Source organism: Gordonia sp. (in: high G+C Gram-positive bacteria) (assembly GCF_020438995.1).
Taxonomy (GTDB): domain Bacteria; phylum Actinomycetota; class Actinomycetes; order Mycobacteriales; family Mycobacteriaceae; genus Gordonia.
The window spans coordinates 1-20684 of sequence record NZ_JAGQTN010000149.1; the positions used below are offsets into that span (position 1 = coordinate 1).

Genomic DNA, 20684 nt, shown 5'->3' on the forward strand with positions numbered 1-20684 from the left:
ATGAGGCCGACGAACAGGTCGAACGACTTCCACAGCGCGTTGGGGGCCCACAGGATGTAGGCCGGGAACATGGCGATCACCGCGAGCATCGTGCCGCCGGCGAACATGTTGCCGAAAAGACGGAGGGAGAGCGAGACAGGCTTGGCGATCTCTTCGATGATGTTGATCGGGGCCAGACCGATGGCGTGACCCTTGACCAGCTTGACCGGGTGCCCGATGATGCCGCGGCGCTTGACGCCGGCCGCGTGGTACCAGACGAACACGAACAAGGCCATCGCGTAGACGAAGTTGACGTCACCGGATGGGGTCATCAACACCTCGTGGGCCACACTCTCACCCTCGTCGTTGGTGCTGCCGTACTGCCACGGGATGACCCCGATCCAGTTGGCGATGAGGATGTAGGTGAACAGGGTGACCGCGAGCGGCAGGACGAAGCCGGCGATCTTCATGCCGATGCCCTGTTCGATCTGCTGCCGCATCTGCACGGTGATCGTCTCGAAGTAGATCTGCACGGTGTTGGGCTTGCCCGAGGTCACCTTCGCCTTGAGGACGAAGGCCAGGCCGATCACGATCACCGCGGCGAGCGCCGAGGCCATGATGGTGTCGACGTTGAAGGTCATCCCGAGGAACTCGGCCTCTTTGTGGTGACCCACTTCGATGGAAGCCGCCAAGGTGGAGGTTTCGCTCATAGCTGCTTACGCAGTCCTTTCATCACCGGGATCACCGTGTTGAGTACCAGGATCACCTGTCCAACCGCGAGTCCGAACATGACGCCCAGCCCATCGGGCCGGACCAGGATGGCCGCTGCCAGCGCCAGTACCGTGATGGCGCCTAGCCGGGCGGCAGAATTGAGTGCCAGAGATTTCTTGTGCGGGTTCGCCTCGGCCGCGATGACGGTGACGACGTTGCGTACGGCCACCGCATTGACGAAGACCCCGATCACGCCCACAAAAAAGAACACCCCGACCAGAGGGTGTCCGAGCCAGAAGGATGCACCGACCACGGCCACCGTGACGACGCCCGCGATAATGCCCGGACGACGAAGGCCTGTGGGCGCCTGCGGATAGACGGGAGCGGATTCGGGTGCAGATGTCGTCATGCGCCTCTCCTCCAGCTCCTTCGGCCTGTTTCGCACAGGCTCGGCCCGTTCAAGCGGGCACAGGGTACCGCACGGGGTTCCGGACAGCCAGTGTGAAACCGGGTGGCCCGCGGGTGCCCTGTGACCTTATCAACACATGGAAACCGACGTCACCGGGGGGTATGTATCCAGTTCCCGGCGAGTCGTCGTGAGCAGAACTGCTCTACTACGCTAGATAGTACACGCTGCTTTACTGTTACCTTACCCGGGCCTCAGGCGCGTCCCAGGTAGCGGGTGCGCCAGTGCGCATACCGGCGCCGCAATCCCGGAGCCACTGTCACGCCGACAGCGAGGATCAGCCCCACCACGAATGCCGGGGCGACGTATCCGACCGGGAATATCGTGCTGGCGGCGACGGAAAACGCGAGTACACCCACCCATAGGTAGATGATCAGCGCGACCCTGCGCTGCGAATGTCCGAGCTCGAGCAGCCGATGATGCAGATGCATTTTGTCGGGCGTGTAGAAGCCCACCCCGGCACGGGTCCGGCGGACCACGGCCATCAGCATGTCCAACATCGGGATGAAGACCACTGCCGCCACCAGGATCAGCGGGCTGAGGAGGGTGAACACGTCGGCCGGACCATAGGAGTAGATGGCGATGCGACCCGAGGCGCTGGTCGCCGCTGCGGCCAGCAGCAGACCGATCAGCATCGCACCCGAGTCGCCCATGAAGATCCGGGCGGGCGAGAAGTTGTGCGGCAGAAAGCCCAGGCACGCACCGGCCAGTGCCGCCGCGATCAACGCCGGCGGGTAGTAGCTGACGTCGCCGCCCTGATCCCTGAGCAGGCCGACCGAGAACAGGCAGATCGCCAGCGCGGAGATGGCGCCCAGGCCCGCGGCGAGACCGTCGAGGCCGTCGACGAAGTTTACGGCGTTGATGGTGGCGACCGTGATAAACACGGTGAGCAGACCGGCCTGGAAGGGATCGAGGACGATGGTGTCGATGTCCCCGAACGGCACCGGCACCAGGTACCAGCTGACCCCCATGACCACCAGGACCCCCGCAGCGGTCACCTGGCCGAGGAACTTGGTCAGCGCGTCCAGACCCCATCGGTCGTCGATCACTCCGACGAGGACGATGACCGTGCCCGCGGCCAGCACCGCGCTCATGTCGTCGGTGTAGGCGAACCCGCGGGTCAGCGCCGGCAGGTTGGCGGCAAGCATGATGGCGGCGAGGACGCCGGCGAACATTCCGACGCCGCCGAGCCTGGGTGTCGGGATGACATGCACGTCGCGGGTGCGCGGCACCGCCACGGCCCCGGCCTTGATGGCACCCATGCGGACCAGCGAGGTCAGGAGATAGGTGACGGCAGCGGCCGCCAGCCCGATCAGCAGCAGTTCCCGGAACGGGACGCCCGCTCCCCCTGCCGAGTCGGCGGCGAGCAGGAGATCCGGCGGCATCACATCAGGGCGCATCGCGACAGGCCGTGCGGCGGACGCCGCTCACCGCTCTCCGGTCAGGACCGCAAGATCGATCTCGAGTACCTCGGCGATGGCTGCGGCCGGCACCGCACCCTCACGCAGGATCCGGGGTGTCATCCCCGTCAGGTCGATGATGGTCGACGGTTGGGCCAGCTCGGCCGGACCGCCGTCGAGGTATACCGACACCTCGTCACCCAGTTGCCCGCGGGCTTCCGCGATGGTTGTCGCCGGGGGCTGACCGGACACGTTGGCGCTCGACACCGCCATCGGACCGACCTCACGAAGCAACTCGATGGCCACCGGATGCAGCGGCATCCGGACCATGACCGTGTCGTCGGCGTCGCCGAGGTCCCACGACAGCGACGGCGCCTGTTCGACGACGATGCTCAGCCCGCCCGGCCAGAACGACTCGACCAGCGCACGCATGTCGGCCGACACCGACAACACCAGTCCGTCGATGGTGTGCCAGGAACCGACGAGCACCGGCACCGGCATATCGCGGCCACGTCCCTTGGCCGCGAGCAATGCGGCCACGGCCTCGGCGTCGAATGCGTCGCAGCCGATTCCGTAGAGGGTGTCGGTGGGCATGACCACCAACCGCCCCGCCTTCGAGGCACCTACCGCGGCGCGGATACCGGCCCCCCGGGAATCGGATTCGTTGCAGTCGTACACGGTGCTCACTGCCGGTCCCCTCTCACTGATAGCGCTCCCTCACTGCCCGTTTCGGCCGGACGTGGCCTTCCCGGTGGACGTGGCCTTCCCGGTGGACATCGCCTTCCCGGTGGACGTGGCCTTCCCGATGGACGTGGTCCGCGGCAAGTTCGTACGCAAACCCACTCTGCCATCCTCGCACGGCGACGGCAGCGGGCGACTCCGGCACCGCGGGCATGCCGGTCACGACACACCGACGTCGGTCGCGGCACGTTCCATCGTCACGAACCGTGGCCGGCCGGTGAGATCGTCGTACCCGTTGATCTCGGTGAACACACCGGTTGCCCGAGCAGCGGCGATCACTTTCGCGGAGGTCGTCTCGTCGTGTTCGATGCCGGCACGGCCGCCGGGCCGCAGGAGCCGTCCCACCACCTCGAGCATCGGGGTGATCACCGACATGCCGTCGTCGCCCCCGAACACGGCCGTGTGTGGATCCCAGTCCACCTCGGGGGCAGTACCCGTGCCTTCCGGCACGTACGGCGGGTTGCTCACCACGACGTCGGCGGGTGCGGGCATTCCCGCGCGCTCCAACGCTGCCAGGGTGTTGCCCGTGATCGTCACGTCGGCCCGTACGGCGATGCACCGCTCCTGCACACCGCAGTCAAAAATATTGCAGGACAGCCACTCCCACGCGTCGGATGACTTCTCGACGGCGTAGACCCGGGCCGCCGGAACGAGGGCGGCGATGCCGATCGCGAGCGCGCCGCTGCCACTGCACAGGTCGACGACGACCGGCTCGGCGATCTGCGAGAGCCGCGAGACCGCCCACTCGAGCAGCCATTCGGTCTCCGGTCTCGGCACGAACACCCCGGGGCCCACGGACAGATCCAGCGGACCGAACGCCGCAGTACCCGTCAGATGCTGCAACGGGATCCGCCGCGCCCGCTCGGCCACCAGGTCCCGGTACCGCACCACCGCCGCGTCGGACATGTCGTCGGCGATGAGCAGCCGACCGCGGTCGATGCCGAGCACATGACACATCAGCCATTCCGCGTCCGCCCGCGCGGAGGCGACGCCCGCATCGTCGAGTTGTCTTGTCGCGTCGGCGATTTCGTCGCTGACCCGCGCGCGGCGGGCGGTCATTCGGCGGCGAGCCGGGCCTGCCGGTCGGCGCCGACCAGCGCGTCGAGCAGTCCGTCCATGTCACCGGCCAGAACCGCGTCGAGGTTGTTGGCCTTGTAACCGATGCGGTGATCGGTAATGCGGTTCTCGGGGAAGTTGTAGGTGCGGATGCGCTCGGAGCGGTCGACGGTACGGATCTGCGCGGCGCGCCCCTGGGCGGCCGCGGCGTCGGCTTCTTCCTCGGCCGCCGCCTGCAACCGGGCCGCGAGCACCTGCATGGCACGGGCCTTGTTCTGCAGCTGTGAGCGTTCGTTCTGACAGGTCACGACGATTCCGGTGGGCAGATGGGTGATGCGCACCGCCGAATCGGTGGTGTTGACGCCCTGACCGCCCTTTCCGGACGATCGGTACACGTCGATCCGCAGATCCGATTCGTCGATCGAGACCTCTTCGACCTCGTCGGGCTCTGGATAGATCAGCACACCTGCCGCGGAGGTGTGGATGCGTCCCTGTGATTCGGTGACCGGCACCCGCTGCACGCGGTGCACACCGCCCTCGAACTTCAGCCGCGACCACACGCCGTCACGCACCGATTCGCGGGCCTTGACCGAGATCGTGGCCTCCTTGTAGCCGCCGAGATCGGATTCGGTGACACCGAGGATCTGCGCCTTCCAGCCATGGCGTTCGCAGTACTTGAGGTACATCCGGGCCAGGTCGGAGGCAAACAACGCCGACTCCTCCCCTCCCGCACCGGATTTGATCTCCATGACGACGTCGTCACCATCGTGCGGGTCACGCGGGGCGAGCAGATCGGTGAGCGTCGCGTCGAGTTCGGCGACCGCCTCCTCCAGCGCGGGGATCTCCTCGGCGAACGAGGCATCGTCGGCGGCCAGTTCGCGCGCGGCCTCCAGATCGTCACGGGCGACTGTCAGCTTGCGATAGGTGGCCATCACCGGAGCGAGCTCGGCGAAACGTTTGCCGACCCGGCGTGCGGCGGCCGGATCGTTGTGCAGTGCCGGATCGGCGAGTTGGAGCTCGAGCCCCTGATGTTCGGCGACGACGTCGTCGATGGCGGACGGGCTGGTGCTGCTCACTGTCGCCTCACTGGGATCGATGGAAACAAACGGGAATCGGTTTGCACAGAGGTTTGCACAAAGCAGAACGGCGCCCACCCCGGGAGACTTCCCGGGCGGGCGCCGTCGCTGAAGCTAGCTGGAGGCTGCGCTTTTGTTCCGCTTGCCGTAGCGCTTCTCGAAGCGCGCGACGCGGCCGCCGGTGTCGAGGATCTTCTGCTTGCCCGTGTAGAACGGGTGGCACTGCGAGCAGACTTCGACGGTGATCCGGCCGCTCGAGGCGGTGCTCCGTGTCTCGAACGTGTTGCCGCAACCACACACGACGGTGGTGGCGACATAGTCAGGGTGAATACCCTTCTTCATTTCTCTGGTGTCCCTTCGATGATGGTCGCCGGGTCACCGTCGTACCTCGACGGTGTGAACCGGTACCGGACTCAACCTTGCCACTATGCCACGACCGGCGGCCCTGACTGAAATCGGCACCCGCTGCAACATCCCGTTATGCACGGCTATTCCTGATCGCCCTCTAAGATTTAGGCATGGCTTAGTTAAATTAGGTTTGGCTTAGCTATAGTGATCGAACGCCGCTTCACCGTCGCAGGGGCGTATCAAGCATCCAGCCGGCTCGATACAGGAGACGTATGAAGCGCGAACCGCGCACACAGGCCCTGCTGTGGGACCCCAGCGACGAGAAGAGCAGCTGCGGAGTCGGGTTCATCACCCGCAAGGACGGTGTGCAGAGCCACGACGTCATCGTCAAGGCGGCCGAGGCACTGTGCTCGGTCCCGCACCGCGGCGGCATGTCCGCCGAGGGCGTCGGCGACGGCGGCGGCGTGTCGATGGACCTGTCGCAGGCGTTCTTCCGCAAGGTCACCGGTATCGCGGACCTGTCCCTGGGCCGGTTCTGCGTCGGCAACTTCTTCCTCCCCGCGGGTGAGGAGACACGGGCCGAGCGTCTGATCGAATCGACAATGACAGAGCGGGGATTCTCCGTCCTCGCCGTTCGCGATGTGCCGGTGAACAATTCGGTGCTGCGCCCCGCAGCCGTCGGAGCGCAGCTGCCGATCCGGCAGTGGGTGTTCGGCGCACCCGAACCCACTCCGAGTCCCGCCGACCTCGACCTGCTCGTGCAGCAGGCCCTGCTGCACATCGAGGCGATCGGTTACACCGAACCGGCCCTGGCCGGTCTGTATCCGCTGTCGCTGTCGGCTCGCACCCAGGTACTCAAGGGGCGGCTCTCCTCGCCCGAGGTGGTCGGCTACTTCGCCGACCTGACCGACCCCGATCACGCGGTGCACACGCTCTTCTTCCACACCCGGTTCTCCACGAATACCGATCCACACCCGACGATGGCGCAACCGTTCCGGTTCCTGGCCCACAACGGTGAGCTCAACACCGACAAGAAGAACCGCATCGCCCAGGTGACCGCCGCCGCCGCACAGCGCCGAAGCATCGTCCGGCCGCCCGGGCAGTCCGACAGCTCGCGCCTGGACCAGACCGTCGCCACCCGGGTCACCGAGGACGGCCTCGACCTGGTCACCGCCATCGTGTCGATGATGCCCCCGGCCTGGGAGAACGACACCTCGCTCTCCCCCCGGGTGCGCGCCATGTTCGAGTACTTCTCGCTGTACGAGGAGAAGAACGACGGCCCCGCCGCCGTCGTCTTCGGCAACGGGTCGATCATCGGTGCCCGCCTCGACCGCCTGGGTCTGCGTCCCCTGCGGACGCTCGAGACCAACAAGTTCCTGTGCGCGTTCTCCGAGGCAGGCCAGATCGACGTGCACCCGGACTCGGTGATCTCCCGCGGCCGGGTATCCGCGGGCGGGATGATCTTCTACGACCATCGTGAACATCGCACTTACACCACCGACGACGCCTACGAGAAGCTCGCCGCCGCGGCCGACTACCCGGCGCTGCTGGCCGCCGCCAAGGTCGACCTCGACGACCTCACGGCGTTCGAACCCATCGAGTTCGAGTCCGGTCCGGAACCTGATCGGCCCGCTGCCGCAGACATCGACGCAAAAGCCACCACGCTGACCGACCATCAGCGCTATCGCGCGTACTACCTGGACCAGGAGAGCTTCCGCTACTTCATGGATCCGATGCTGGACAAGGGCACCGAACTCGTCTCGGCGATGGGCTTCGGCAATGCCATCAACGCCCTGAGCAACATCGAACCCAGCATCACCCGCTATTTCTCCCAGCGATTCGCCCAGGTCACCAACCCGCCGCTGGACAGCATCCGGGAGGCCGACGGGATGACCCTGCGCGTGGCCCTCGGGATACGTCCCGAGGTGTCCGGCCGCGACCGCCGCCACGATTCGCTCATCCGCACCCGCCAGATCATCCTGCGTTCGCCTGTACTCACCGCCCGGCAGTTGTCGTTGCTCGGAGCGCAGACCGAAACCCCGGTCAGCACGTTCCCCGCGCTCTACCCGGCCGGCCCGGACACCGGTACCGATGCACGCACGGCGATCGTGACGGCCATCGACCATCTCGGCGAGGAGGTCGTGGCGTTCGCCAAACGGCGCGGCGGCATCGCGATCCTCACCGACCGGGGTGTCGACGACGCGCACGCGGCACTGCCCATGACCTTCGTCGTCTCGGCCATAAATCAGCGGCTGATCGATGAGGGTCTGCGGCTGCGGATCTCGCTGATCGCCGACAGCGGCCAGGTCGAATCGTCGCATCACCTGGCCTGCCTGCTCGGGTTCGGCGCATCGGCGGTACACCCGCATTCGGTGGCCAGGCGGGCCCGGACCAGGCCGGACCCCGACAAGGCGTTCGCCAACTGGGCCAAGGCGGCCGAGAAGTCCCTGATGAAGACCATGGGCAGGGTCGGGCTGTGCACGGTCGAGAGCTACATCGGCGGCGAATTCTTCGAACCGAACTTTCTCGACACCGCCGACGAGGACCTGCGACGCTGGTTCCCCGGCTCACCGTCGCCGGTCGGCGGCGTCGGCCTCGACGCGATCGCCGCACTCCTGCTGGACGCCCACCACCACGCCACCGCCCCGTCCGGGGTACTGGTCTCCGACAAAGACCTGCCTCTGCTGGGCCTGTTCAAGGAACGAGCCGGCGGTGCCGGGCACTCGTTCGGCACCAAGGCCGTCAAGCGCTACGAAGGGCTCACCGCCGAGAAGCTGAGCTACGACGCCGCCGACAAGGTCTCCGCGCAGGCCGAGGCCGCCAACGCCACAGATTCGCTGCCCCTGCTCACACTGTCGGCGCTGGACTCGGCGTTCGGACTCAACGCCTCGGTATACGAGGGCAGTGGCTTCGACAGGCTGTCCGACGAGACCATCGACGCGTTCGCGATCACCCCGGCGTACCGGGAGTTCGCCGCCGAACTCGCCCAGGCCCGCCGCGAGCGGCCCAGTGCATTGCGCGACGTCCTGTCACCCCGCCCGGCTGGTCCCACGATCGCACTGGCCGACGTCGCCCCCGCACACGAGATCACCACGACGTTCGCCTCGGGGGCGATGAGCCACGGCGCGCTGGTGGCACCCGCGCACGAGGCCGTGGCCCACGGCACCAACATGGTGGGCGGACTGTCCAACAGTGGCGAGGGCGGCGAACATCTGTCGCGGTACGGCACCATCCGCGCCTCGCGCATCAAGCAGTTCGCTTCGGGCCGGTTCGGGATCTGGTCCGGCTATCTGGCCGATCCGATGCTTGAAGAACTCGAGATCAAGATCGGCCAGGGCGCCAAACCCGGCGAGGGCGGTCAGTTGCCCGCGCCGAAGGTGACCGTGGAGATCGCCGCAGCCCGCGGCGGCACCCCGGGCGTCGAGCTGGTCTCACCGCCGCCGCATCACGACACCTACTCCATCGAGGACCTCGCGCAGCTGATCCACGACTGCAAGGCCGCACGCGTGCGGGTCATCGTGAAACTGGTGTCGTCCGAGGGCATCGGCACGATCGCCGTCGGCGTCGCCAAGGCGGGCGCCGACGTCATCAACGTCGCCGGCAACACCGGCGGTACGGGCGCGGCGTCGGTGACCAGCCTGCGCTACGCGGGCCGCGCCGCCGAGATCGGTCTCGCCGAGGTACATCAGGCTCTGTGCGCAAATGGATTACGCAACAAAGTCATACTGCGCACGTCGGGTGCGCACCAGACCGGTCACGACGTGGTGACCTCCGCACTGCTCGGCGCCGACAGTTTCGAGTTCGGAACCGCCGCACTGATGATGGTCGGCTGCGTCATCGCCAAGAACTGCAACATCCAGTGCCCGGCCGGGCTGACCACCAATCCCGAGGTGTTCGAAGGCGATCCGCGGGCGATGGCGCAGTACCTGCTGAACGTGGCGCACGAGGTGCGCGAGATCCTCTCCTCACTCGGTCTGCCGGACCTGCGCGCCGCGCGCGGGCGCGCCGACCTGCTGTCGGTGATCGACCATCCGGCACTCGTCGGGACGCTGCGCGGCGAGGCACTGCTTGCGGTCGTCGACAACCCGCACATCGACGACCCGGTGTACCTCGAACGCGACTACGCCGTCGACGACCGGCTGCTGGAGCAGGTGCGCGATACCTTGCTCGAAGGTGGGGCATCGGCGGTGACGACCCAGCCGGTACACCTGGGCAACCGCAACAAGAGCGTCGGCGCGCAGCTCGCGATCGACATCGAGCGCATCCTCAATTATGAGATCGACGACCGGACCTCCACATCGCTGCGCCCGGTGTACACCGACGACCGCGGCCGCCGCTATCTCGACGCCGACACCGTCACGGTGCCCAGCACCGGATCCGCCGGGCTGTCGTACGCGGCGTTCTGCACCGACGGGATGCGGATGGTCCACACAGGCACCTGCAACGACGGTGTCGGCAAGTCGATGTCGGGCGGCACCGTGATCGTCGGCTCCCCCGGCGGCGGCTCACCCGGGGTCGGCGGCAACGTCCTGGTCGGCAACTTCGCGCTGTTCGGCGCCACCGGCGGCCGGTTGTTCGTCGAGGGTGAGGCGGGTGACCGGTTCGCGGTCCGCAACTCGGGCGCGACGGCCGTCGTCGAGGGCCTGGGCGAGTACGGCTGCGAGTACATGACCAACGGTGCGGTGTTCAATCTCGGCGGGTACGGCAAGGGCCTGGCCAACGGGATGAGCGGCGGATTCCTCTATCAGTACGACCCGGCGTGCACCCTGGAGTCCCGCATCAGCACCGATTCGGTGATCGTCGGCTCCGTCACCGGAGTGGACGATCCGTACGCGCCGTTCCACCACCATGCCGCCCGCACCCTGCTGCACATGCACGCGCAGGCCACCGGATCGGCGCTGGCCACCAGGCTCATCCAGAACTGGGAGACCGAACGTCACTACGTCAGTTACGCCATGCCCAAGGCGCTGCTGCAGCATCAGGACAGCGACACCATCATGGCCAACCTGTCCCAGCGTGAGCTGCTCGACGAACTGTCCACCGCGATCGCCGGCGACCAGGTCCGCAAACTGAAGGTCTCGATCCGGTACAAGGCACCGGTCGCGGACGGGCTCACCCCCGAGTTCGGCCACACCGACGACGAACAGATGTTCCGTGTGCTCGGCGCGTTCATCGTCTTCGAACTCGCCCGGGAAGTGGCCACCCGCCGCCTGCGCAAGACCTCGGCGGAAACCGGCGAGACCGCGATCGCCAAGGCCGCCCGTAATCTGGTGCTGACCGAGGACTTCGAACTCACCGGGCGCGTCAAGAAGTATGCCCGCGACATCCTCTCCGGCTACACCCGCGAGCAGCTCGCGGCACTGATCGGCAACAAGCGCGTCACCGACTACAAGAACGCGCTGTGGCTGCGTAACGTCCGGTCGATCGACGCGCCCGCGACCTACGGCTGGGTTCTTCATCAAGATGCCGTCAACCGCGAAAAGCTCGGTGGACTGCCCGGTTTCGATGAGCTCTTCGCCTCCAGAGCCGTCCCGGATGTCACCGCTACCATTGCGGCCGGTATATATCACAGTGACGCAAATCGCACTGACAAATTTAAGGTCGGATAGACATGGAACTGCCTCACATTCCCGCGGACGTACCCTTCACGGGCGAACAGAAGGCCTGGCTGGCAGGATTTCTGGCCGGATTGAACACCCGGATCGGACTGCCTTCGGAGCCGGCGCAGCCCGCCGCTTCCGCTACTGCCCCGATTTCCGCCGCCACGATCGACGCGGCCGCACCTGCTACACAGCCGGCCGCCGAGCCCGCCGCAGCCGAAGCCGGTCCGCGACCGCTGCTGATCGTCTACGGCACGCAGACCGGCAACGCCGAGTACGTCGCCGAACAGATCGAAACCGCCGCAGCCGAGCACGGCTTCGCAGCCGCAACCAAGGACATGGGCGACATGGACCTGGATACGCTCGCGGCCGCCGGCCATCTGGTGATCGTCTGCTCCACCTACGGCGAGGGTGAGATGCCCGATGACGCCGAGGATTTCTGGCAGGAGGTCGCCGGTCCGGACGCACCGCGGCTCGAGGGCACCTATTTCGGTGTCGTCGCGCTCGGTGACTCCATCTACGACGGGTTCTGTCAGGCCGGCAAGAACTTCGATGCGCGGATCGCCGAACTGGGCGCGACCAGGGTCATCGACCGCGTCGACTGCGATGTCGATTACCAGGGACCGGCCGACGACTGGATCGCCGAGGCGCTGCCCGCGCTCGCCGCCGCCGGTGCCGCGGCCGCTGTCGAGGAACCCGCGGTCGAGGTCCCCACGCCCGAGCCCACCATCACCGAACCCGCAGTTGCCGAGCCCGCTGTTGTCGAGGTCCCCGAGACTCCCGAGCCCGCACCGGCGAAGTCCGGCGGCAAGTCCGCCTGGGGCCGAAAGAACCCCTATCCGGCGACGATCATCACCAACTCGGTGCTCTCCGGTGCCACATCCTCCAAGGAGGTGCGGCACATCGAGATCTCGCTCGGCGATAGCGGTATCGCCTACGAACCAGGCGACGGCATCAGCATCGCCGCCGTCAACGACCCGGTCGTCGTCGATCTGATCCTCAAGCGCATCGGTGCCACCGGCGACGAGGTGATCAAGGACCGCAAGACCGAGCACTCCCTGCGCGAGGCACTCACCCATCACTACGAGGTCGGTGTGCCCACCAAGTACCTGGTCGACTACATCGCCAAACGCACCCACGACCCCGAGATCAGCCACCTCGTCGACACCGGCGATCACGAGGCACTCGACGCCTGGTTGTACGGCCGCGACGTCCTCGACGTCCTCAACGTCGACCCGAACCTCACCATCACCCCCGAGGAACTGATCGCCGAACTCAAGCCACTGGCCGCGCGCGTCTACTCGATCTCGTCGAGCCCGCGTGTGCACTCCGGTTCGGTGCACATCACCATGGCCACGGTCCGCTACCGCACCGGGAACCGCGATCGAGGCGGCGTGTGTTCGACCTACCTCGCCGATCGGCGATCGGTCGGCGAGCAGGTGGGCGTGTACATCACCCCCAACAAGTCGTTCCGGCTGCCCGCCGATGACGCCAAGGTCATCATGATCGGGCCCGGTACCGGCGTCGCGCCGTTCCGCGCCTTCCTGCATGAGCGGGTGTCGCAGGGAGCCACGGGCGAGAACTGGCTGTTCTTCGGCGATCAGCACCGCGCCAGCGATTTCATCTACGCCGACGAGTTCGGTCAGTTCGTCACCGACGGCGTCCTCACCCATCTCGACCTCGCATTCTCACGCGATCAGGAACACAAGGTCTACGTGCAGAACCGGATGCTCGAAAAGGGCGCCGAATTCTTCTCCTGGCTCGAATCCGGCGCCCACATCTACGTGTGCGGTGACGCGACCCGGATGGCGCACGACGTCGACGAAGCCCTCCACGAGCTCATCGCCGAGCACGGCGGACTCTCGGCCAACGACACCGAGGCCTACATCAGCAAGCTCAAATCCGACAAGCGCTACCTGCGCGACGTGTACTAGAGACTCGCCCGGCGGCGAGCAGGAAGGAACAGGCGACGATGCCCGATTCCCCGGACACAACACCCGATGACTCGACCGGCACCGCCGGTGACCACGAGGTCACCGGTATCACCCGGCACGGATGCGCGAATGCATCGGGCTGTTACTGTCCGGGCCGGGCACGGCACACGGCCAGCGATCTGGACACGCTGTTGGCCACGCCCGGGTTCGCCGGGGCCGTGCTCGAGACCCCGATCCGCGAACTGGCCGCCAACCTGTCCCTGCTCGACCGTGTGGTCGGGGTGACCGTCGCCGGCCCCGTCGTCATGAACGACGTGGGCGTGCACAGCGCTCCGGGTGAGATCGGTGGACCGCTGCGGCCGGACGGTTCCCGCATCTCGCTGCGGATCAATCCCCGACGCCTCGGGAAAGCCCTGATCACCGAGCCGTCAGCGCATGTTCCGCCGACGCTGCGCCTGTTCGATGCCGACGGGAACACCGCGCACGCGACGTATCTGACCGAGCACTCCGACCGGCTGGCGTTCGAGGCCCTGTCGTTGGCGGTGCCGCCCACCGGAGACGACCCTGGCCAGTCAGGCGACCAACACGTCGAGCCGGACGCATCCCAGATCCCCGACGATGACCAGATTGCTCTGTTCGACACACTGCTCGATGACTGCGGGGCCTGGCGGCGCGGCCGTCTGGCCGACGAAACCATCGCTTCACCACTGCCCGCGGTCCGCGTCGATCCGGCCCGGGTGATCTCCGCACTCGAACACGCCGCGCTGCTGGGTATGCCGCTGACGTTGTGCGCGGTCGCCACAGGATGTCTGCAGATGCGCCATGCCGAGCTCGACGGATGCCGGGAACACAACGGCACCATGGTGATCGCGTCGGGAACGGCGCGCGTGATGATCAACTTCAATCTCGTCGAGGATTGCTGGATCACGTGGTCGCAGGGCGCGTGCGGCCGCACCGGGGCGATCGAACTGTACGACCGGCACGGCCGGTGCAGTTTCGTGGCCACCCAGACCGGGCCGGTCGCCGCCATCGCCTCGGAAGCCTGGGATCAGCTCATCGACGATCTCGCCGCCTGAGAGCGCCGTATACGCACAACACCCCCGATCGCCGGGAAACCCGGCCTTCGGGGGTGTTGTCGTAGTGCTAGTAGGCCGATCAGTCGTCCTTCATCGCCCCGGGAGCGTTCGACTGGACCTGCATCAGGAACTCGATATTGGTCTTGGTCTTCTTGAGCTGCGAGATCAGCAGATCAATGGCCTGCTGCGAATCGAGCCCGCTGAGCACCCGGCGCAGCTTGTGCACGATCGAGAACTCCTCGGGCGAGAGCAGCAGCTCATCCTTGCGAGTGCTCGACAGGTTCACGTCGACCGCGGGGAACACCCGGCGTTCGGAGATCTTGCGGTCGAGCTTGAGCTCGGCGTTGCCGGTGCCCTTGAACTCCTCGAAAATGACCGTGTCACCGGTCGATCCGGTCTCCACCAGCGCCGACGCGATGATCGTGAGCGAACCGCCGTTCTCGATGTTGCGCGCGGCGCCGAGGAACCGCTTGGGCGGGTACAGGGCCGTCGAGTCGACACCACCGGACAGGATACGTCCCGACGCCGGCGACGCGTTGTTGTACGCGCGGCCTAGACGGGTGATCGAGTCGAGCAGAACCACCACGTCCTTGCCCTGCTCGACGAGGCGCTTGGCCCGTTCGATGGCCAGTTCGGCAACCGAGGTGTGATCTGACGGCGGCCGGTCGAAGGTGGAGGCGATAACCTCACCCTTCACCGATCGCTGCATGTCGGTGACCTCTTCGGGGCGCTCGTCCACCAGCACCACCATCAGGTGGCATTCGGGGTTGTTGGTGGTGATCGCGTTGGCGATGTCCTGCAGGATCGTCGTCTTACCGGCCTTCGGCGGCGACACGATCAGCGCACGCTGGCCCTTGCCGATCGGCATGATCAGGTCGATGACGCGGGTGTCGAGACGCTCGGGCGTGGTTTCCAGCCGCAGCCGCTGATTGGGGTACAGCGGGGTGAGCTTGTTGAACTCGGGACGTTTGCGGGCCGCTTCGGGATCACCGCCGTTGACGGTGTCCAGACGTGCCAGGGGATTGAACTTCTGCCGCTGGTTGGCCTGCTCACCGTCCTTGGGCACCTTCACCGCACCGGTTACCGCATCGCCACGGCGCAGTCCGTAGCGGCGCACCAGGTTCATCGACACGTAGACGTCGTTCTGCCCGGCCAGGTAGCCGGAAGTGCGCACGAAGGCGTAGTTGTCGAGGACGTCGAGAATGCCCGCGACCGGCTGCAGGACGTCGTCCTCGGCGATCTGCGGCTCACCCGAGGCCACCGAGTCGCGGTCACGCCCGCGGCGGCGCTCGCGGAAACGCCTGCCGCGGCGGCCGCGGCCGCCGCCGTCCTCGTCGTCATCGTCGCGTGGGCCGTTCTGCCCACCCTGCTGGTTCTTGCCCTGTTGGTTCTTGCTCTGTTGGTTATCACCGCGCTGGCCGTCGCCGCGCTGGTTGTCCCCGCGCTGGTTGTTGTTCTGGCCCTGCTGATTGCGATTCCGGTTACGGCCGCGACCCTCACCCTGGGCGTTGTCACCCTGCTGCTCGCCGGCGGCGCTCTCGGCACGCGGCGATTCCGACCTGGCGCCCTCACTCTTGCCGGATTCGTTCTTGCCGGATTCGGCCTTCACGGCGTCGTCCTTGGCCGGTTCATCGGCCCGCGGCTCGCCCGCGGGTCCACCAGGTTGACCCGCGTCGGTGGTGGCGCTGTCGGTGGTGGCCGAAGCAGCCTCAGGAGCGCTGTCGGTACCCTCGTCAGTCACCTTGGCCGCACGCGGCGCACGAGTCGTGCGGGGCGCCTTGGTCTTGACGACTTTGGCCGTGTCCGCGCTCTTGGGCACGTCGGGGGTCAGGGTGAGCTGATCGGCGCCGCCCTGACGTTCTTTGATAGCGGCGATGAGATCGCCCTTGCGCATGCCCGATGTGCCTTTGATACCCAGCTCACCGGCCAGAGCACGCAATTCGGTGAGGACCATGCCGGAAAGTCCGGCACGTGCCTTGCTCTTCGGCGCGCTGATCACGTCCGTATCGGTCACGGATGTCCTTTCGTTCCCCGTTCTCTACTCATGAGATCGGGGTCTAGGCTGCCCCCGCGCTCAGCGGGAGAATGTACGTCCGGGTGGACGTCGGCAGGGAAAGTATTCGGGGTGTGCGCCACGAGAATCCCCGCTTCTATGGGCTCCGCATCGGGTGACACCCCGCCCGTACCCGGGGCGACTGCTCACCTCGGCCACACCCGGTGCGGTGTACGAGTTCCGGGATGAGATGTGCCGGATTGCGGAAGAGAAACGTGGCAGAAAACTCTGCGCGGCCAAGACCCATACTACGCTGGCCGTTTTCGCATACTACGGGTAACACGCCCGAAATTACAATCGGCGGCCATCATTCCCGTCCGGACGGGGTGTCACCAGGAGATCTCGACACCTTTGGCCACTTCGACGGGCCAGGTGGCGAATCCGATATCGTGCGCGAGCGCCACCACGTCGTCGGTCACCGGGAGCGCACCGAGGATCAGCACCGACGGCCCCGCCCCCGACACCATCGCGGCATAGCCGTGTTCGCGTAGCATCGCGACGAGTTCGGCACTGTGCGGCATCGACGGCGCCCGATACGGCTGGTGCAGACGGTCGACGGTTGCGTCGAAGAGGCATTCCGGAGCCGTCGTGAGGGCAACCACCGCCAGCGCCGAACGCGACAGGTTGAACACCGCATCGGTGCGCGGGACCGAATCGGGCAACAGGCCACGCGTGTGCGAGGTCGATGACTCCGTCTCCGGCACGAATACCGTGGCCCGGATGTCGGGATGCACGGCCAGTCGACGGGCCAGGTAGATGTCACCATCGGCCACCACACCGTCGGGATTGGCCTCTAGGGGGCTGTCGGTCCAGGTCACCACCGCCCCGCCGAGTACGCTCGCGGCCGCGTTGTCCGGGTGACCCTCGAACTCGCCGGCAAGCTGCACCAGCTCGGCATCGGTGAACGGTTCACGAACACCGGCGGCGGCGAGCAGACCCGACGCCGCAGCGAAACCCGAGACTGCGGCGGCCGCCGACGAGCCGAGGCCGCGCGAATGCGGGATCGCGTTCACGCACTGCAGGGTCAGGCCGCTCGCGCTCGCGCCGCCGTATTCCAATCCGCGGCGCACCGCCCGCGCCACGAGATGCCGGTCGTCGCGGGGAATGTCGTCGGCGCCCTCGCCGACTGCATCGATGTGAATACCCGACGGAGCCGTCGTCACGGTCAACTCGTCGTACACTCCGAGCGCGATACCGAGGCAATCGAATCCCGGCCCCAGATTCGCACTCGAGGCCGGGACTCTAACCCGAGCTGAAATACCTTCGGGCAGAACAGTATCGGCATCCCCGACGGACGGGGGCGCCTCCGGCAGCAGGTCGCCGGCCATCTCCAGGTCAGCCGACACCGAGAGCATCCGCAACCGCAACCGGGTCGACCGGGATGGCGTTGACCTCGGGCATACCCGAGAGCGCGGTGTCCGGATCCTTGAGACCGTTACCGGTCACGGTGCACACGACGGTGCTGCCCGGCTCGATCCAGCCGTCGGCGTGGGCGGCGAGCAGGCCCGCCACGCTGGCGGCAGAGGCCGGTTCGACGAACACGCCTTCCTTGCCCGCGACCAGCCGGTAGGCCTCCAGCAGCTTCTCGTCGGTCGCCGCCCGGAACTGGCCGTTCGACTCGTCCTTGGCGGCGACCGCCTGATTCCAGCTCGCCGGCGATCCGATGCGGATCGCGGTGGCGATGGTCTCCGGATTCTTCACCGGTGCACCGTTCACCAACGGCGCCGCACCCGCGGCCTGCACGCCCAGCATCCGCGGCAGAGAGTCGCTGATGCCGTCGGCGTGGTATTCGCGGTAGCCCTTCCAGTAAGCGGTGATGTTACCGGCATTGCCCACGGGCAACGCGTGCACATCGGGTGCCCGGCCCAGCACGTCGACTATCTCGAACGCGGCGGTCTTCTGCCCCTCGATACGGGCCGGGTTCACCGAGTTGACCAGTTCGATCTCCGGGAAGTCCGCGGTGACCTTGCGGGCCAGTTCGAGGCAGTCATCGAAGTTACCCTGAACCTGAATGATCTTGGCGCCGTGCATAACCGCCTGCGCCAGCTTGCCCATGGCGATCTTGCCCTCAGGGATCAGCACTGCACAGGTGATACCGGCTCGGGTCGCATAAGCGGCGGCCGACGCGGATGTGTTGCCCGTCGACGCGCACAGAACGGCCCGCTTGCCGTTGTTGACTGCGGTGGTCACAGCCATCGTCATTCCGCGGTCCTTGAAGGAGCCGGTCGGGTTCAGCCCCTCCACCTTGAGGTACACCTCGCACCCGGTGAGCTCGGACAGGTGCGGTGCCGGCACCAGCGGAGTGGCGCCCTCCAGCAGCGTCACCACCTTCCAGTCGTCGGCGACGGGCATCCGCGACCGGTAGGCCTCGATGAGGCCCGGCCAGGCGCGGTGCACGGGGGTGGGGGTCACGTCAGTCGGGCTCACGTCAGTCATCTGTTCCTTCCATTCGGAGGACGCTGGATACCTTGATCACCGCATCCATGTCTTCCAGTGCCGCAACGGTTTCCGACTGCGCGCGGTCGGGTGCACGATGGGTCACCACGATCAGCCGGGCGTCGTCGCCGGCGCCCTCCTGACGCACCGCGGAGATACTCACCGAACGCTTGGAAAATTCGCCGGCCACCTGCGCGAGGACCCCGGGCCGGTCGGCAACCCGCATCGACACGTAGTAGCGGGTGGGCACGTCGTCGATGGAGGCGACGGGCAGTTCGGCGTAAGTGGATTCGAGTGGTCCGCGACCGCCGTGCACCTTGTTGCGCGCCGCCATCACCAGATCACCCATCACGGCCGAAGCCGTGGGAGCACCACCGGCACCCTGGCCGTAGAACATCAACCGCCCGGCGTTCTCGGCCTCCACCACCACTGCGTTGAACGCACCGCTGACCGAGGCCAGCGGATGGGACAGCGGGACGAGCGCCGGATAGACACGAGCGGAGACCTGCTCGCCGTCGTCGCCGGCGATCCGCTCACAGATGGCGAGCAGTTTGACGGTGCAGTCGAACTTCTGGGCAGCCGCCAGGTCCGCCGCGGTGACCTCGGTGATGCCGTCGCGGTACACGTCGGCCGCCGTGACCCGGGTGTGGAAGGCGATCGAGGCGAGGATCGCGGCCTTGGCTGCCGCATCGTAGCCGCCGACGTCGGCGGTGGGGTCGGCCTCGGCGTACCCGAGTCGGCCGGCCTCGGCGAGGGTCTCGTCGTAGCCGGCGCCGGTGGAGTCCATCGCAGAGAGGATGAAGTTGGTGGTGCCGTTGACGATTCCGGCGACCCGCTGCACCTTGTCACCGGCGAGCGACTGCATCAGCGGCCGGATCACCGGGATCGCACCGGCCACGGCGGCCTCGAAGTACAGGTCGACCTTCGCCTCGGCGGCCGCCCCGGCCAATTCGCCCGTGTAGTCGGCCAGCAGCGCTTTATTGGCCGATACCACGGATTTTCCGCTGGTCAGCGCTGTGCGGATCAGTTCGCGGGCCGGGTCGATACCACCGACGAGTTCGACGACGATGTCGACGTCGTCGCGGGCCACCAGGGCGGCGGCATCGGTGGTGAGCAGTGCCGAATCGATCTTGCGTGGTTTGGTCAGATCCCGCACTGCCACGCCGCGGATCTCCAGCGGCGCGCCCACGCGGGCCCGCAGGTCGTCGGCGTTCTCCTCCAGAATGCGCACGACCTCGGCGCCGACGTTGCCCATGCCTAGCACCGCCACACCGATGGCCGGCCGGTCCTGAACGGCTTCGGTCACTTGCCTACCTCCAGTCGCAAGAAATCTTCGATCGTCTCCCGACGGATCAGCAGTCGCGATGCGCCGTCGGCGACGGCCACCACCGGCGGACGCATCACCATGTTGTACCGGCTCGACATCGAGTAGCAGTATGCCCCCGTCGCCGCCACCGCCAGCAGATCCCCGGCCTGCAGGTCGCCCGGCAGCCAGCAATCCTTGATGATGATGTCACCGCTCTCGCAGTGCTTGCCCACCACCCGGCTCACCACCGCGGGCGCCGATGACACGCGCGAGACCAATCGTACGTCGTACTCCGCCTGGTACAGGACGGTGCGGATATTGTCGCTCATCCCGCCGTCGACCGAGACGTAGCGCCGGATGGCTCCGCGTTCGAGTTCGACGTCCTTGATGGTGCCGACCTCGTACACGGTGACGGTGCCGGGTCCGGCGATCGCCCGTCCGGGTTCGACGGCCAGGGTCGGCATCGGCAGTCCGACGGCGGCCGACTCGCGCCGGACGATCG

At 66.9% G+C, this 20684-nt stretch carries 14 protein-coding genes and 1 pseudogene; 3 read left to right on the forward strand and 12 right to left on the reverse strand.

Going from position 1 to position 20684, the window contains the following annotated elements; genetic code table 11:
- The 7 genes from KDB67_RS11265 to rpmE form a co-directional block, all read right to left on the reverse strand.
- Positions 1–689, reverse strand: a 689-nt coding sequence (locus tag KDB67_RS11265) for a FoF1 ATP synthase subunit a (RefSeq protein WP_291015769.1), incomplete at its 3' end; no start/stop codon positions are given.
- On the reverse strand, positions 686–1099 hold the full coding sequence (locus tag KDB67_RS11270) for a hypothetical protein (RefSeq protein WP_291015770.1): 414 nt from the start codon (positions 1097–1099) through the stop codon (positions 686–688). The genes KDB67_RS11270 and KDB67_RS11265, both read right to left, overlap by 4 nt.
- A gap of 251 nt (positions 1100–1350) precedes the next feature.
- Positions 1351–2541, reverse strand: a complete 1191-nt coding sequence (locus tag KDB67_RS11275) for an MraY family glycosyltransferase (RefSeq protein WP_291015771.1) — start codon at positions 2539–2541, stop codon at positions 1351–1353.
- Positions 2542–2583: 42 nt separating this feature from the next.
- On the reverse strand, positions 2584–3243 hold the full coding sequence (locus KDB67_RS11280) for an L-threonylcarbamoyladenylate synthase (RefSeq protein WP_291015772.1): 660 nt from the start codon (positions 3241–3243) through the stop codon (positions 2584–2586).
- Positions 3244–3456: 213 nt separating this feature from the next.
- Positions 3457–4356 (reverse strand): peptide chain release factor N(5)-glutamine methyltransferase, encoded by a 900-nt coding sequence (gene prmC, locus KDB67_RS11285; protein WP_291015774.1) that lies wholly within the window; start codon positions 4354–4356, stop codon positions 3457–3459.
- A complete protein-coding gene (prfA, locus tag KDB67_RS11290; protein WP_291015776.1) occupies positions 4353–5429 on the reverse strand; it encodes a peptide chain release factor 1 in 1077 nt (358 codons plus the stop codon). Before prfA ends, prmC begins: the two co-directional genes overlap by 4 nt.
- 114 nt (positions 5430–5543) lie before the next feature.
- Positions 5544–5771, reverse strand: a complete 228-nt coding sequence (rpmE, locus tag KDB67_RS11295) for a 50S ribosomal protein L31 (protein ID WP_005188763.1) — start codon at positions 5769–5771, stop codon at positions 5544–5546.
- Between the two features lie 278 nt (positions 5772–6049).
- On the opposite strand from rpmE, the gene KDB67_RS11300 reads away from it, so the two are divergent.
- From KDB67_RS11300 to KDB67_RS11310, 3 genes are read left to right on the forward strand one after another with little or no spacing between them, the layout of a single operon-like run.
- Positions 6050–11386, forward strand: a complete 5337-nt coding sequence (locus KDB67_RS11300; protein WP_291015777.1) for a glutamate synthase-related protein — start codon at positions 6050–6052, stop codon at positions 11384–11386.
- A 2-nt stretch (positions 11387–11388) separates the two neighbouring features.
- A complete protein-coding gene (locus KDB67_RS11305; protein ID WP_291015779.1) occupies positions 11389–13311 on the forward strand; it encodes a flavodoxin domain-containing protein in 1923 nt (640 codons plus the stop codon).
- A gap of 38 nt (positions 13312–13349) precedes the next feature.
- Positions 13350–14387, forward strand: a complete 1038-nt coding sequence (locus tag KDB67_RS11310) for a heme transporter (RefSeq protein WP_291015781.1) — start codon at positions 13350–13352, stop codon at positions 14385–14387.
- Between the two features lie 79 nt (positions 14388–14466).
- Here KDB67_RS11310 and rho read toward each other — a convergent pair whose 3' ends face one another.
- The 5 genes and pseudogenes from rho to KDB67_RS11335 all read right to left on the reverse strand — a co-directional run.
- On the reverse strand, positions 14467–16341 hold the full coding sequence (gene rho / locus KDB67_RS11315; protein ID WP_291015786.1) for a transcription termination factor Rho: 1875 nt from the start codon (positions 16339–16341) through the stop codon (positions 14467–14469).
- Between the two features lie 428 nt (positions 16342–16769).
- Entirely contained in the window at positions 16770–17768 is a 999-nt protein-coding gene (gene thrB, locus KDB67_RS11320; RefSeq protein ID WP_291015788.1) for a homoserine kinase, read from the reverse strand.
- A gap of 7 nt (positions 17769–17775) precedes the next feature.
- Entirely contained in the window at positions 17776–18867 is a 1092-nt protein-coding gene (gene thrC / locus KDB67_RS11325; RefSeq protein WP_291015782.1) for a threonine synthase, read from the reverse strand.
- 1 nt (position 18868) lies between these two features.
- Positions 18869–20182 (reverse strand): homoserine dehydrogenase, encoded by a 1314-nt coding sequence (locus tag KDB67_RS11330; protein WP_291015784.1) that lies wholly within the window; start codon positions 20180–20182, stop codon positions 18869–18871.
- A pseudogene (locus KDB67_RS11335) lies at positions 20179–20684 on the reverse strand (diaminopimelate decarboxylase); the annotation flags it as partial. The gene KDB67_RS11330 and the pseudogene KDB67_RS11335, both read right to left, overlap by 4 nt.

Coding starts and splice junctions, on each gene's coding strand:
- KDB67_RS11270 (WP_291015770.1), bottom strand. CDS start 1,099: ATGACGACATCTGCACCCGAATCCGCTCCCGTCTATCCGCAGGCGCCC.
- rho (WP_291015786.1), bottom strand. CDS start 16,341: ATGGTCCTCACCGAATTGCGTGCTCTGGCCGGTGAGCTGGGTATCAAA.
- KDB67_RS11275 (WP_291015771.1), bottom strand. CDS start 2,541: ATGCCGCCGGATCTCCTGCTCGCCGCCGACTCGGCAGGGGGAGCGGGC.
- thrB (WP_291015788.1), bottom strand. CDS start 17,768: ATGGCCGGCGACCTGCTGCCGGAGGCGCCCCCGTCCGTCGGGGATGCC.
- prmC (WP_291015774.1), bottom strand. CDS start 4,356: ATGACCGCCCGCCGCGCGCGGGTCAGCGACGAAATCGCCGACGCGACA.
- rpmE (WP_005188763.1), bottom strand. CDS start 5,771: ATGAAGAAGGGTATTCACCCTGACTATGTCGCCACCACCGTCGTGTGT.
- KDB67_RS11310 (WP_291015781.1), top strand. CDS start 13,350: ATGCCCGATTCCCCGGACACAACACCCGATGACTCGACCGGCACCGCC.
- KDB67_RS11305 (WP_291015779.1), top strand. CDS start 11,389: ATGGAACTGCCTCACATTCCCGCGGACGTACCCTTCACGGGCGAACAG.
- KDB67_RS11300 (WP_291015777.1), top strand. CDS start 6,050: ATGAAGCGCGAACCGCGCACACAGGCCCTGCTGTGGGACCCCAGCGAC.